We start from the raw sequence: 12,793 nt of genomic DNA, 5'->3' as shown, positions 1-12,793 counted from the left end.
TGTGTTGGATAATTTATTTAAATGTTGGAATGATTTGCGCTCGGTCTATTAAATCAATCGGTAATAAAAATTCCTCTTGATCGACCTGAACCACTGCATCACCATCTTCTACGCCTTTTAATTGACCTTTAAAATTCCTACGGCCATCAAAAGGAGCTCTTAATTTTACTTGTACTTTCTCACCAATATATTGTTCGTATTGATCTACTGTAAACAACAAACGATCAACGCCAGGTGAAGAAACTTCTAAGGTATACTCGGCGGTAATTGGATCTTCAACATCCATCATCGCACTTATTTGACGACTCACTTCAGCGCAATTTTCAACATCAATGCCATTTGGCGAATCAATGTATACGCTTAAAGTTGTATATTTACCCTGACCCACATATTCGAGCCCCCAATAAACAAATCCCAACCCTTCTACAATCGGTTGAATCAAATCAATAAGTTCTTGTTCTTTAGCCAAAATAATTACCTAGTACGACGTGTTGAGGATAATTACAATATCCCAAGTAGCAAAAAACCCCATAAAGGGGCCTATAAAATCATCAAAATATTACGTATTGATGAATCTATTTTTATAAAAACCAACATAACTAAAAAGATGATTACCATCTATATCTAACGTCAAAATCGTCGATTTCCAGTTGTTTTAGCATCTATATGCCTAAAAACGTGCGAAATTATAGTCCCATGCCAACTCAAGGTCAAGGTGGTATTCAAATCCCATCAATACAATGGAGTTATTGACAGAACTATTAAATACAATTTAACGCTTTTTAGACTAGTTAATCATTTTCAAAGTGCGAACATTAAGTTCATTTTCCCTAAATGACATCTTAACTTTTGACTGGGCTTAACTATAAGATGTACCGAAGTATGATATTCAACTTAACACTTAGTATAGAAAAATAGTGAGTCGATTCTTTATAACAAACCAATTTGAATAACGATTTGCTGAATTTTAAACTTAATTTGTAACAACTTATATTTAGGCTAATCTAACTACTTGTATTCACAAGAGGATAATGAGTAAATCACACTCAACCCTCAAAAATTAAACCATTGTTATACAACAGGAAAATAACCATGAACAAAACACAATCAATCGCACTATCAACTGCAATCGTTGCAGGCTTAACTTTAGCTTCTACCTCATCTATTGCTGCTTCAAAAAAAGTAACGATGGAAAAATGTTACGGCGTTGCCGCTGCAGGTCAAAATGATTGCGCTGCAGGTCCTGGCACTTCATGTGCAGGTACTTCAAAAACTGATGATCAAAAAAATGCATGGCTTTATATTCCAGAAGGCACATGTGAAAAGTTAACTGGCGGTTCTTTAGAAGCTATGTAATTTAATTTGGCGGTGATACCATCAATTACTATATTGTAAGTGTCGCCGCCATTTTCCTATAAGCCTAATATTATGAGTTCATTTCAACTTCCGCAAAAAGCCGGCATCGGTATCAAAGCTCAACATTACGAACACATCACTCAAAACAAACCAGACATTGCTTGGTTTGAATGTCACCCAGAAAACTATTTTGGCAACGGTGGCCCAGCGCATTATTTCTTAGATAAAATTGCTCAAGACTATCCACTATCTATGCATGGTGTCGGTTTATCTCTTGGTAGCGCCAATGGCATTAAAGACAATCATTTAAAACAATTAAAACGCTTAATTGATATTTATCAGCCCGCTGTATTTTCAGAACACCTTGCTTGGTGTGAAAACAACAATCAATATTTTAATGATTTGCTTCCCCTACCTTATAGCGAAGAATCATTGAAAATATTTATTGAAAATATCAATAAAACTCAAGATGTTTTACAAAGACAAATACTCATTGAAAATCCATCTATTTATATTCGCCTGCCTAACCAAATCAGCGAAGTTGAATTTTTAAACGAAGCGGTTAAACAAACTGGCTGTCAATTATTACTAGACATCAACAATGTGTACGTGAGCGCATTTAATTTAGAGTTTGATCCAAAGCTTTATTTAAATCAATTTCCAGCGGATGCGGTTAAAGAAATTCATTTAGCAGGTCACAGTGATCAAACACTGGATAATCAAGCCGTTAAAATTGATGATCATGGATCAAAAGTCTGTGATGATGTTTGGCATTTATACAAAGGCTTTATCAACAAACATGGCGCCATTCCTACCCAAATAGAATGGGACACCAACACACCTGATTTACCTATTTGGTTAGATGAGGCTAATAAAGCCAATGTTATTTTGGATCAAGTTAGTAAGACAAAGGAGGTTTCATGCTAAATGACTCATTAGATCTGCAAACGTGGCAAAACCAATTTTGTAATAGCATTCAAAAAAACGAACCTTCAGAATTTACAAAACAAGCGCGGTTTTCAATTTATAAAAACAATGTATTTCATAGCTTAATAGAAGCACTAAAAGCACAATTTCCGGTTTGCGAAAAACTGGTCGGCTCTGATTTTTTCAAAGGTTGCGCTCAGCAATATTTAAATATTACCCTGCCAAAACGTGCCGATATGATTTTAATTGGTGAGGATTTTTCAGAATTTTTACAAAATTTTGAACATACCCAGACCCTACCTTTTTTAGCAGAAGTGGCCAAGCTTGAATATACACGCGCACAAAGTTTACAAAGCCAATCGGCTGATTGTATCAATATGCAAGATTTAGAAAATATAGATATTCAGGTATTACAACAACAGCATTTAAGCTTTCATCCAAGTGTATTTATTTTAGAATCAAATTTTAAAATATTCACTATTTGGAAAGGCCATCAACCAGGCCAAGGCATGCAAGAAACCAACATCAATGAAACCGAACACACATTGATATTTAGAGACAACCATAATGTTGCCTGTATTTTACTTAGTCCATCTATTTATACCTGCTTTAAAGCTTGGCAAAATGGACTTAATTTAATTGAAGGCATTCAACACACATTACAACATTTTCCCGAATTTGATCCTACAGAAGTGATTGAGTTTATTTTTTCTAATCCATTAATTACCCAGGTGAGATAATTATGAAGATCATTATTAAAACTTATAACAAAGTAGCAAAATTATTAAGCAAACTGCCTCAACCTATTTTAGATGTATTATTACGTGGCGCGATCTTTTTTGTATTTTGGAAATCGGTTCAAACTAAAATTAGTGGAGCAACGGTATTTGGGCAAGATTTTGCGTTTTGGAATTTAACGGATTCCACTTTTTTCTTGTTTGAGCTTGAATACGCATTACCCCTTATCCCTTACGAATTAGCCGCTTATTTAGGTACTTTTGCAGAATTCTTTTTAAGTATTTTAATTTTCTTAGGTTTGTTTACTCGCTTAGCCGCAATTGGTTTACTAGCCATTACGCTAACGATTCAAATTTTCGTTTACCCTGGCGCTTGGGTATTACATTTAAGCTGGGCTGCTATGTTGTTAACTATTATTAAATACGGCGCTAACTTTGTAAGTTTAGATTATTGGTTAAGAAAGTAATCCATTACTAAATAACAGGCAAAAAAATAGGACTAAAAAGTCCTATTTTTTTATCTAGAATATAATTCTAAGCACAAACCGCTTCAAATGTTTTTTCTAATTTATCAAAAGCAGATTGTAATTCTTCGTCAGTAATATTCAAAGGTGGCGCAAAACGTAAAACGTTTTTACCTGCCACTAATATCATTAAGTTTTGCTCTAACGCTTTACCCATGATTTCACCGGCACGATTGGTAAAGTCACCTTTTAACTGAGCACCAATTAACAAACCTAAACCACGCACTTCTTCAAACAAACCAAATTTTTTATTCATTTTATTTAAAAAATCTTTAAATGTTCTGCCTTTTTCAATCACAGACTCTAATAACTCTTGTTTACTAATTTCGTTAACAGCAGCTAACGACACAGCACAGGCCAATGGATTACCACCATAAGTACAGCCATGGGTTCCCACTACAAAACTTTGCGCCACTTTTGTTGTGGTTAACATCGCACCAATTGGAAAACCGCCACCTAACGCTTTAGCGCTGGTTAAAATATCAGGCACTACACCAAAACCTTGATACGCATAAAAATAACCCGTTCTGCCAACGCCGGTTTGCACTTCATCAAAAATTAACAATGCATTATGTTTGTCACATAAATGTCTTAAGCCAGTTAAATAGTCTGAATCAGCTGGAGTCACCCCACCTTCACCTTGTAACGGCTCAACAATAATCGCACAGGTTTTGTCGCTGATTGCTTCTTCCATTGCTTGAAGATTATTATAAGGCACATGAGAAATACCTTCTGGTTTTGGACCAAACCCTTCAGTGTATGATGGCTGACCACCCACATTAACTGTAAATAAAGTACGACCATGAAAGCTATTTGTTGTAGAAATAATTTCGTATTTTTCTTCACCGAAGTTATCAAAAGCATAACGTCTTGCTAATTTTAACGCCGCTTCGTTTGATTCAGCACCTGAATTACAAAAGAAGACTTTTTCAGCAAAGGTTAAATCGCACAGTTTTGTCGCTAATTCTAAAGCAGGCTCATTGGTTAAAATGTTAGACACATGCCATAGTTTTTGAGCTTGCTGTGTGATTGCATCAACTAATATTGGGTTAGCATGACCTAACGCATTTACCGCAATACCAGAACTTAAATCTAAATATTCTTCGCCTTGTTGATCCCAAACTTTACAGCCTAGACCTTTAACAGGGACGATTTTTCCGGGTGCATAATTAGGCACCATAACTTGATCAAATTGTGAACGAGAAATCATTGTTTTTTCCTAAATAAAATATGGGGAGAATTAAGAGATGTAATAATTCATAACGCGAGGAATATTATCGTCGATACTGAAGGATGGATATTGCTTGAATTTTCGCATTTAACCGCGCTTTGAACATCGTATTGAACATCGTTTTACACATCTTAAATTACCTCTTTGGATATAATAAGAATGACACGACCTTTATGTTTTCGCAATAATTTTTTATCGACCAACCCAGTACTGACTTGCTCAGCTTCGAGCTAATATATTATCTAACCAACTAGCAGGTAATATTCGCTTTAAAAACCCGAATAAATACGTAGGAAACGTCACATAATATCGTGCCGACGGCCGCTTTGATTTAACAATTTTTTCTAATTTATTTGCACAGGCCTTCGCAGGTAATGTAAATCTAGCCGCTTTACCTTGTTTTTTTAACCGTGTTAGCTGAGTTTGATAATCTTGGTTAAACACAGAGTGTTTAATATCAACTGTTTTTTCAAAATTGATTAATGCATTTTTACGAAAATTTGAAGTGATTGGCCCGGGCTCAATTAAACTTACATGGATGTTTGAGCCCTTTAATTCTAGACGTAATGTGTCGCACAATCCCTCTAACGCGTACTTACTTGAGTTATAACCGCCGCGCATTTTCATTGAAACCAAGCCCAATACTGAGGAAATTTGCACAATTTTGCCGCCGTTTTGAATACGCATTTGCTTAATGGCACAGATCGTTAACTCATGTACAGCAAAAAAATTCACATTAAACTGTGCTTTTAACACATCCACTTTAATATCTTCTAACGCCCCAACTTGACCAAAAGCGGCGTTATTAACCAACACATCTAATTGCCCATCAAAATGATCGACCACTTGATCAAACACGGGTTTAATTAATTCAATATTAGTTAAATCAATCATCACCACATAAAAACCAATTGACTCAAGTCTTTGCCTGTCGGTTTCTTTTCTGACTGTCACAGCTACATTATGACCTAAAGCCTGCATATGCATTGCGCATGACAAACCTATTCCACTAGATGCACCTGTAATAAAAAAATTCATGCTTGGCCTTTATTGTTATTTTTAATCATTCAATTGTTTAATAAACTTTGGATACAGAAAGATCAAACTTGCCGTAATCACCGCCCAATAAACAGCATTAATCACAAAACTTCTTATTTCAAATTGAGTTAAAATCGATTCAAGCATGGCCTGGTTTTCAATTGAGTGCGAAGCAAACTGTTCAATTTCAAGATGAGGCGCACCAATAATAAACGGGACACACAATACAACTGCACCTAATATTTTAAATTTCCAATGAGAAAACATTAAAATATATCCACCAATTAACGTAGCAATGACTGCACTTAACCACCAAATTTGTCTTTTTTGAATGTCCACAGCTTGCATACCAGGGATTTCAGCGGGCAAACCCAGCGTAGGCACAAAATAAATGGCGCAAAATCCAATCACACCAAATAACGCAATTTGTATAGGCTTGATACCTTTTTTAAGAATAAGCGCATTGATAAACACAACACTCAAACCAAACGACAAAATAAAATTCACTAACACCGTATTAAGAAAACGTGAAGACACAACATTTGATTCGCCATGATCATGGTGTGAACTTTGAGTCGTTTGCCCTGCATGATGATCACTAGAAACAGAATGATGATCATCAGCTAAGTCATGGTGATCAATTTCACTTGGCTGATTTTCAAACACTTCTGCCTCAAAAATCAATTCAGTTACCCACAACGTTTGAACAGAACTTAATACAACAGACGAAACTAACGCGCACAGCAAAGCTGCGATAAGCGTATTTTTAAAATACATAATTACCTCTATAACTTACATTTTGTGAAATTAACTAATTAGTGACAAGGAAAAGCAGCAATATGACGAGTGTCGTGCGCAGCGTTATGCAGTAAATCCATAGGTGCAAAACCAACGGTGTAAACCAAAGCAATCGCTAAAACAGAGGTAAAAAGCATAGAAGCCATTAATACAGACTGTTTGCTTAATGTAATAGAAGAAGTAATATTTAAAAAATTCATAATTTAGACCCGTGCCAACCCGCACACATTGAAGGATAAAAGGAGTATGTTCAATTGTATCGGGCTTTACCGTTGCGGGGGCAGCGAAGGATTCTCACCTTTCTTCCAATTAAACATTCGAGTAATAAGTGTAACCAATATTCGGTATATTTGCACAATTTAATTCAATTCCAGACAGATTATGATAGATATATAGCCTGAAATTGATGGCCACCTTAATTAACCAATTTCAAACCAAGTCGTCATACCCGTTACTGCGTGCCCCAACATATGACAATGCAATAACCATTTACCTGGATTATCAGCATAAAAAACACCGGATTTTGATTCACCTCGTCCAATCAAAACAGAATCTTGCCATATACCATCAATAAAAAAATGATGTCCGTGCAAATGCATATTATGCGCAAATGACGTATTATTTTTAAACGTTATATTAACAGCAGCATTAAGCTCGAGCTTATCCATTGGGGTAGCCAGTAATGCTACCTGACCATTTAATGCCCAGATCATATTCTTCTGAACCAATTGATTGATACTCAATTTTTCACCATCAAGTATTCCAGTTTGCATACGTCCCATTGCGCCACCATCAAGCTCTACAACGACCGTTTTATCTATTTTTTTTGGAACAACCAATACTGATTTCTCAATATTATATGCCTCATTTTTAAAATCAGTTTTAACTTTTGGTAAAATAAACTCAGCGATAGGAAGTGCGCCATTTGCTGTATCGTAATTTAATTTGAAACCGTCTTCTGGTATTTCTTTAACTTTTACCAATAAGTCATATCGTTCTGCTGGACCCAATACTAGTGATTTATTTAACGTATACTGATCTTTTAATGGCTGCCCATCTTTTGCAATAACAATAGGGTTTAAGCCAGAAAACGACCATGATTGTATGCGACTATTTGCCACATTAATTAATCTTAATCTTAAGTATTGCTTATCTTCAATTTGAAACGCCTGCAAACCCGGCTGTTTATTAACCGTCAAAACATTACCCATTATTCCGCCATGACTTAAACTATGCATAGCCGTAAAATTAGGGTCAATTCCGTTTTCATTTAATAACCAATCGTCAATTAATAAAGTAAGGTCTTGCTCGGAATTATTTAACGATTTTTCTGGCTTAACAATAAGCGCACCATATAAACCCATAGCTACCTGTTTAATTGAGTCGTGGTGACTATGAAACCAAAATGTACCCGCATCGGGCGCTGAAAATTCATAAATAAAAGATTCACCAGGTTCAATTGGCGCTTGAATCAAACCAGACACACCATCCATTTTATTTTCTAGACGAATACCATGCCAATGAATCGTTGTGGGTTCATTCAAATTATTGGTTACTTTTATTCGTGTTTTTTTATTTTGAATAAGCTCTATTTCTGGCATTGAATATGAAAAAGTGTCTACTTTAGAATCCAGCCAACTCTCAGTTTTATATTCGACTTTTATTTCAAAATCGGTATTTTCACTTTTAGAACACGAAGATAAAGGCATTACAACAAACACTGATACACCCATACTTCTTTTTAAAAATTGACGACGGTTATTCATAATATTCACCTAAAATTTAATGACAGCAGCCTTTACTAACTGGATTTGCTAAATTATCTAATTCACAGGATTCCGTGTAATGAATCCATTTACGCTTCAAAGTATTAGTTGTTGAGGTATTTATACTCAAATTCGCCTCAATTGCATGTTCAATTTCTTCTAATGAAATCACTATTAAATCATAAGTAACCAGAATTTCTTTATCATAAATAGTCACCTCTTTAATACCCATTAATTTTTTGATTGAATCATTAAGAGTTTGTATTTGATCGTCTAACATAGAGATCGACAACGTAATTTTTCTTTTTTTAATTTCCTCAACCCCTCTTTGCTTGACAGACTTTCCACTTTTAGGGTTACCACAATACAATCCTGGGTGTGATTTAAAACGCAGCAAACATTGACGTGAACAAAAATAATAATCTACGACTAAATAAGTATGCAATACACTTTCTTTATCAACGCTCATTGCACAAACGGGACAAGGTAATATAACTTTTCCAAATGGATTTACTTTCATTTTATTACCTCACTAGTATTTATTATTCAACAACAATTAAACCTGTATACATTTTCATTTGACAATGAAATGGATAGCTCCCTGCATTAAGTTTGGGCAACTTAATTGAAGTAGCCACATTTAAAGGCAATACTTCATTGATCTCCAATTTTGGAATACTCAATATTTCTGCACAGGGTGTTTCGTCTTTTCGTGTGAATACCATTGTATATTCAGTATTTGCATTAACAGTGATATTGGCTGGTTGATAAATACCATTTTCAACATTAATTTTTATAATTGTGTCAGTGACTTTTGTAGTTTGTTTTTTATACAACCAAAACCACCACACAATTAAACCCATTAAAATCACACCTACTATATTGATATAAATCATAATAATTCTCTTTTTATATTAATGTTTTTTAGCTTTAAAAAAACGTAATCGATTTGCGTTCATCACCACGGTCAAAGATGAAAGCGCCATTGCCGCTCCTGCTAAAACAGGATTCATCAACACACCCATTACAGGAAATAAAATTCCTGCGGCAATTGGGACACCCGCTGCATTGTAAATAAACGCACCAAATAAATTTTGTTTTATATTTTTAAGTGTCGCCTTACTAATAGCAATCGCATCGGCTAAACCATGTAACGATCCACGCATTAATGTAATGTCAGAGCTTTCAATGGCAACGTCGGTGCCTGTGCCAATTGCAAAACCTACATTGGCTAATGCAAGTGCGGGAGCATCATTAATTCCGTCACCGGTCATGCCTACGATTTCACCTTGTTGTTGAAATTCGCTGACTTTTTTTGCTTTATCTTCGGGCATCACTTCGGCTATAAAATCAGTAATACCCACTTTTTTAGCCACTGCTTTTGCAGTTGCTCGATTGTCTCCGGTTATCATTACTACTTTTATATTGTTTTTTTGCAGTCGTTTTATCGCGTCAATTGAGTCTTCTTTAATGGGATCGGCGACTGCAATAATACCTGCAATTTTATTATCGATGGCAAAATACATCGGTGTTTTTGCTTCACTTGCTAAACATTGCGCCTTCTCAATAAAATCTGTTTTTTCAGTTTGTAAATTTACATTTTGATTATTCATTAATTTTTCATTGCCGAATAATATTTTTTGATCATTCAACATAGCCTCTATACCTTGACCAGATATTGCATTAAATGAATCGAGTTTTATTAACTCAATACTTTTATCTTTTGCACTTTGCATAATAGCTTGGGCCAGTGGATGTTCTGATCCAGTTTCAACACTGGCAGCAAGTTGCAACAGGGTTTGCTCAGACATTGATTCATCCGTAATAATATCGGTAACCTGCGGCGAGCCTTTTGTAATTGTCCCTGTTTTATCTAATAACATGACTGTTATTTTTGATGCAGTTTGCAATGCTTCGCCGTTTCTAATTAACACACCTGCTTGCGCAGCTTTACCTACGCCCACCATAACAGACATGGGTGTCGCCAAACCTAAAGCACAGGGACAAGCAATAATTAATACGGTGGTGGCAGCAATTATGGCATAAGCCATTTGAGGGCTGGGTCCAAAATTCAACCAAATAAGCGCACTGAATATTGAAATAATCATAATAGAAGGCACAAAATATCCAGAAATCACATCTGCTAAACGACCAATAGACGGCTTAGAATTTTGTGCGCGTTTTACCATAGTTATGATTTGAGCCAATGCCGTATCTTTTCCAACTTTAGTGGCTTTAAAAATTAAGCTGCCACTTTTATTAACAGTACCCGCAACAATATAGTCGCCCTGTTGTTTGCTAACAGGCATAGGTTCACCTGTTAACATCGACTCATCTATTGTACTTTGACCTTCTGTTACCTCGCCGTCGACTGGGATTTTTTCACCAGGTCGCACTCTTACTAAATCACCTAATACAACCTGTTCAATTTGAATATCTATGTCTTGTCCGTCTTTAACGACTCTTGCGGTTTTAGCCTGTAAACCTATTAAGCGTTTAATTGCTTCACTGGTTCGACCTTTCGCTTTTACCTCTAATGCAAGTCCTAAATTGATTAAACCAATAATCATAGCTGATGCTTCAAAATATACATGCCTTGCCTCAATAGGCAAAATATTTGGAAAAAACACGACAAACATAGAGTATAACCAAGCGGTACCTGTACCAAGTGCAATCAGTGTATCCATATTGGCAGAATGATTTTTAAACGAATGCCACGCACCCATGTAAAAATGTTTACCAGCAAAATACAAAATAGCGGCCGTTGCGCTGCCCACTAAAAACCAGATAACTTGCTCGGTTAAACTGTTAACACTCATTGAACCTGTAATTAATCCATAGGCCATTAACGGGACACCTAAAGATAATGCGATCCACATTTGAGTCATTAATTTTTTATAATATTTCAAATCAGCCTGTTCTTTTTCATCCAGCGCCTCTTCGTCATTTTTAGCATCGCTTAATTTGGCAGAATATCCGGCCTGTTTAATCGCGTTAATGAGAGTATCAACATCTACCGAGCCTTTTACAGTCACAGATTGTTGCGCCAAATTCATTTGGGCTAACTCAACGCCTTCAATTTGTTTTAATGCGCCTTCAATTTTAGTGACACAACTTGCGCAACTTGCTCCTTCAATCATTAACTCTATTTCAGTTGCTGTTTCATTATTACGATATTTTTTGGTTACAGAAGTTTGTAATTCAGTTTTTACAAAAGACTCATTTGTATCAGGCGCATAATCCAAAGCAGTTAATTGCTCAATAATTTGAGCATCTGAAATCTGCTGACCAATTGTGCTTACAGTTACAATCTTAGTATCTAACGCAACAATTACCTTAATTACACCCTTTAACTCAAATAGAGACTGTGTAATTTTGTTAACACAGTGCTCACAACTTATTTTATCAATATTGTAGGTATAGGTACTTTCTTTAGCTGTATATCCAGAATTTGAAATAATCTGAGTCACGACTGTAGCATTCATTGCAGATTGTAAGTTTAGCGTTAACACTTTAGTGGCTAAATCAATTGATGCTTCTAGTACATCAGCGTGCCCTAATAATGCTGTTTGTATTTTATTGACACAACCACCACAACTAATGCCTTCAACGGCAACTTCCCAGTTTTTTTGATTGCTCAGTAGTGTTTCAGTATTCATAATAAAACCTAAAAAAGTAAGTATTAAAACTATAAACCCTCAAGTAGGTTGAGGGTCAAGCAATTCATTGCATTTATTTCCACTTTACTCATTAATAGTTATTAAATTTACAGCTTGTAACACTAATGAAGAAATATCATCTAATTTTGTTTATGACTTAAAAAACAAAAACTAATCTCGAAAATTAACAATTTTATACTTTTTTATATTGCATGTTAAAAAATAATCGTTACACTTAAGGCTCAAATTTGAGGTTCTACATGAAATTAAAATCAATTGTGATGACATTTTTAGTGCTGTGCGCGACTTTATTACAAGTCAGCGTTGCTTCTGCTATGAATTCAACATCTCAAATTGATTCTAACAACACAACCTCACATCACCAGAAAATGCAACATACACAAAATCATGACTGTTGTAACACTTCAGACGAATCCGTCGCGACCACGCAACATGAAAAAGAATGCAAATCCCAGCACTGTAGTTTTACTCTGCTATTAATTGACCCAAATAAAGTAAAATCAAATTCACTTTATTCATACATTTCATTCCCCAGCATTTCCACTAAACCCATCCCTACTGTTTCATTCATTTTACGACCGCCTAAACACCTAGCTTAATCGGCTAGTACTTCTATAGCCCTATCCTTTATAAAAAATTTATTCTATTTAGCATAATCAAATTGATTTTTTGCTTCGCTTAAAATACTTAACACTTTTTTTAGCAAGCCTTATAACCAATTGATCGATGCACAATA

At 35.3% G+C, this 12,793-nt stretch carries 14 protein-coding genes and 1 riboswitch; of the genes, 5 read left to right on the top strand and 9 right to left on the bottom strand.

Annotation, left to right across the window (positions count from 1 at the left end; translation table 11 throughout):
- Positions 1-13: 13 nt before the first annotated feature.
- Positions 14-472, bottom strand: coding sequence for a ribosome maturation factor RimP (gene rimP / locus TYM08_RS04420; RefSeq protein ID WP_422382811.1), 459 nt, complete (start codon positions 470-472; stop codon positions 14-16).
- Between the two features lie 620 nt (positions 473-1,092).
- Between rimP and TYM08_RS04415 the strand changes: the two genes are divergently transcribed.
- From TYM08_RS04415 to TYM08_RS04400, 4 genes are all read left to right on the top strand, one after another.
- Complete coding sequence (locus tag TYM08_RS04415) at positions 1,093-1,356, top strand: DUF2282 domain-containing protein (RefSeq protein WP_422381757.1); 264 nt, start codon at positions 1,093-1,095, stop codon at positions 1,354-1,356.
- A gap of 72 nt (positions 1,357-1,428) precedes the next feature.
- Positions 1,429-2,283, top strand: a complete 855-nt coding sequence (locus tag TYM08_RS04410; protein ID WP_422381756.1) for a DUF692 domain-containing protein — start codon at positions 1,429-1,431, stop codon at positions 2,281-2,283.
- Complete coding sequence (locus TYM08_RS04405; RefSeq protein WP_422381755.1) at positions 2,277-3,023, top strand: putative DNA-binding domain-containing protein; 747 nt, start codon at positions 2,277-2,279, stop codon at positions 3,021-3,023. Before TYM08_RS04410 ends, TYM08_RS04405 begins: the two co-directional genes overlap by 7 nt.
- Before the next feature lie 2 nt (positions 3,024-3,025).
- Positions 3,026-3,487, top strand: a complete 462-nt coding sequence (locus tag TYM08_RS04400) for a DoxX family protein (RefSeq protein WP_422381754.1) — start codon at positions 3,026-3,028, stop codon at positions 3,485-3,487.
- 67 nt (positions 3,488-3,554) lie between these two features.
- Here TYM08_RS04400 and TYM08_RS04395 read toward each other — a convergent pair whose 3' ends face one another.
- From TYM08_RS04395 to TYM08_RS04360, 8 genes are all read right to left on the bottom strand, one after another.
- Positions 3,555-4,754 (bottom strand): acetylornithine/succinyldiaminopimelate transaminase, encoded by a 1,200-nt coding sequence (locus tag TYM08_RS04395; RefSeq protein WP_422381753.1) that lies wholly within the window; start codon positions 4,752-4,754, stop codon positions 3,555-3,557.
- Positions 4,755-4,994: 240 nt separating this feature from the next.
- Positions 4,995-5,813, bottom strand: a complete 819-nt coding sequence (locus TYM08_RS04390) for an SDR family NAD(P)-dependent oxidoreductase (protein ID WP_422381752.1) — start codon at positions 5,811-5,813, stop codon at positions 4,995-4,997.
- A gap of 21 nt (positions 5,814-5,834) precedes the next feature.
- A complete protein-coding gene (locus tag TYM08_RS04385) occupies positions 5,835-6,590 on the bottom strand; it encodes a CbtA family protein (RefSeq protein ID WP_422381751.1) in 756 nt (251 codons plus the stop codon).
- A 38-nt stretch (positions 6,591-6,628) separates the two neighbouring features.
- Positions 6,629-6,811: a CbtB domain-containing protein gene (locus TYM08_RS04380; protein WP_422381750.1), complete on the bottom strand. Its 183-nt coding sequence runs from the start codon at positions 6,809-6,811 to the stop codon at positions 6,629-6,631.
- A 46-nt stretch (positions 6,812-6,857) separates the two neighbouring features.
- Positions 6,858-6,936: riboswitch (adenosylcobalamin-variant (AdoCbl-variant) riboswitch) on the bottom strand.
- 94 nt (positions 6,937-7,030) lie between these two features.
- Positions 7,031-8,377: a multicopper oxidase family protein gene (locus TYM08_RS04375; protein ID WP_422381749.1), complete on the bottom strand. Its 1,347-nt coding sequence runs from the start codon at positions 8,375-8,377 to the stop codon at positions 7,031-7,033.
- A gap of 16 nt (positions 8,378-8,393) precedes the next feature.
- The gene (locus TYM08_RS04370) at positions 8,394-8,897 is read right to left on the bottom strand and encodes a hypothetical protein (RefSeq protein ID WP_422381748.1); all 504 of its coding nucleotides are present in this window, start codon (positions 8,895-8,897) and stop codon (positions 8,394-8,396) included.
- Positions 8,898-8,919: 22 nt separating this feature from the next.
- On the bottom strand, positions 8,920-9,273 hold the full coding sequence (locus TYM08_RS04365) for a cupredoxin domain-containing protein (RefSeq protein WP_422381747.1): 354 nt from the start codon (positions 9,271-9,273) through the stop codon (positions 8,920-8,922).
- A gap of 18 nt (positions 9,274-9,291) precedes the next feature.
- On the bottom strand, positions 9,292-12,036 hold the full coding sequence (locus TYM08_RS04360) for a copper-transporting P-type ATPase (protein WP_422381746.1): 2,745 nt from the start codon (positions 12,034-12,036) through the stop codon (positions 9,292-9,294).
- Positions 12,037-12,296: 260 nt separating this feature from the next.
- Between TYM08_RS04360 and TYM08_RS04355 the strand changes: the two genes are divergently transcribed.
- Positions 12,297-12,656, top strand: coding sequence for a hypothetical protein (locus TYM08_RS04355; RefSeq protein WP_422381745.1), 360 nt, complete (start codon positions 12,297-12,299; stop codon positions 12,654-12,656).
- Positions 12,657-12,793: the final 137 nt, after the last annotated feature.

It is taken from the genome of Marinicellulosiphila megalodicopiae, from assembly GCF_045862395.1.
GTDB lineage: Bacteria > Pseudomonadota > Gammaproteobacteria > Pseudomonadales > Natronospirillaceae > Marinicellulosiphila > Marinicellulosiphila megalodicopiae.
Note: the sequence above shows the minus strand (reverse complement) of the source record. Positions and strands in the feature narration are given on the sequence as shown.

Bases quoted from the DNA above. Each gene is read 5' to 3' on its own strand.
- TYM08_RS04395 (WP_422381753.1), bottom strand. From the start codon at position 4,754: ATGATTTCTCGTTCACAATTTGATCAAGTTATGGTGCCTAATTATGCA.
- TYM08_RS04415 (WP_422381757.1), top strand. From the start codon at position 1,093: ATGAACAAAACACAATCAATCGCACTATCAACTGCAATCGTTGCAGGC.
- TYM08_RS04410 (WP_422381756.1), top strand. From the start codon at position 1,429: ATGAGTTCATTTCAACTTCCGCAAAAAGCCGGCATCGGTATCAAAGCT.
- TYM08_RS04405 (WP_422381755.1), top strand. From the start codon at position 2,277: ATGCTAAATGACTCATTAGATCTGCAAACGTGGCAAAACCAATTTTGT.
- TYM08_RS04355 (WP_422381745.1), top strand. From the start codon at position 12,297: ATGAAATTAAAATCAATTGTGATGACATTTTTAGTGCTGTGCGCGACT.
- TYM08_RS04400 (WP_422381754.1), top strand. From the start codon at position 3,026: ATGAAGATCATTATTAAAACTTATAACAAAGTAGCAAAATTATTAAGC.
- TYM08_RS04365 (WP_422381747.1), bottom strand. From the start codon at position 9,273: ATGATTTATATCAATATAGTAGGTGTGATTTTAATGGGTTTAATTGTG.
- TYM08_RS04375 (WP_422381749.1), bottom strand. From the start codon at position 8,377: ATGAATAACCGTCGTCAATTTTTAAAAAGAAGTATGGGTGTATCAGTG.
- TYM08_RS04390 (WP_422381752.1), bottom strand. From the start codon at position 5,813: ATGAATTTTTTTATTACAGGTGCATCTAGTGGAATAGGTTTGTCATGC.
- TYM08_RS04370 (WP_422381748.1), bottom strand. From the start codon at position 8,897: ATGAAAGTAAATCCATTTGGAAAAGTTATATTACCTTGTCCCGTTTGT.
- TYM08_RS04360 (WP_422381746.1), bottom strand. From the start codon at position 12,036: ATGAATACTGAAACACTACTGAGCAATCAAAAAAACTGGGAAGTTGCC.
- TYM08_RS04385 (WP_422381751.1), bottom strand. From the start codon at position 6,590: ATGTATTTTAAAAATACGCTTATCGCAGCTTTGCTGTGCGCGTTAGTT.
- TYM08_RS04380 (WP_422381750.1), bottom strand. From the start codon at position 6,811: ATGAATTTTTTAAATATTACTTCTTCTATTACATTAAGCAAACAGTCT.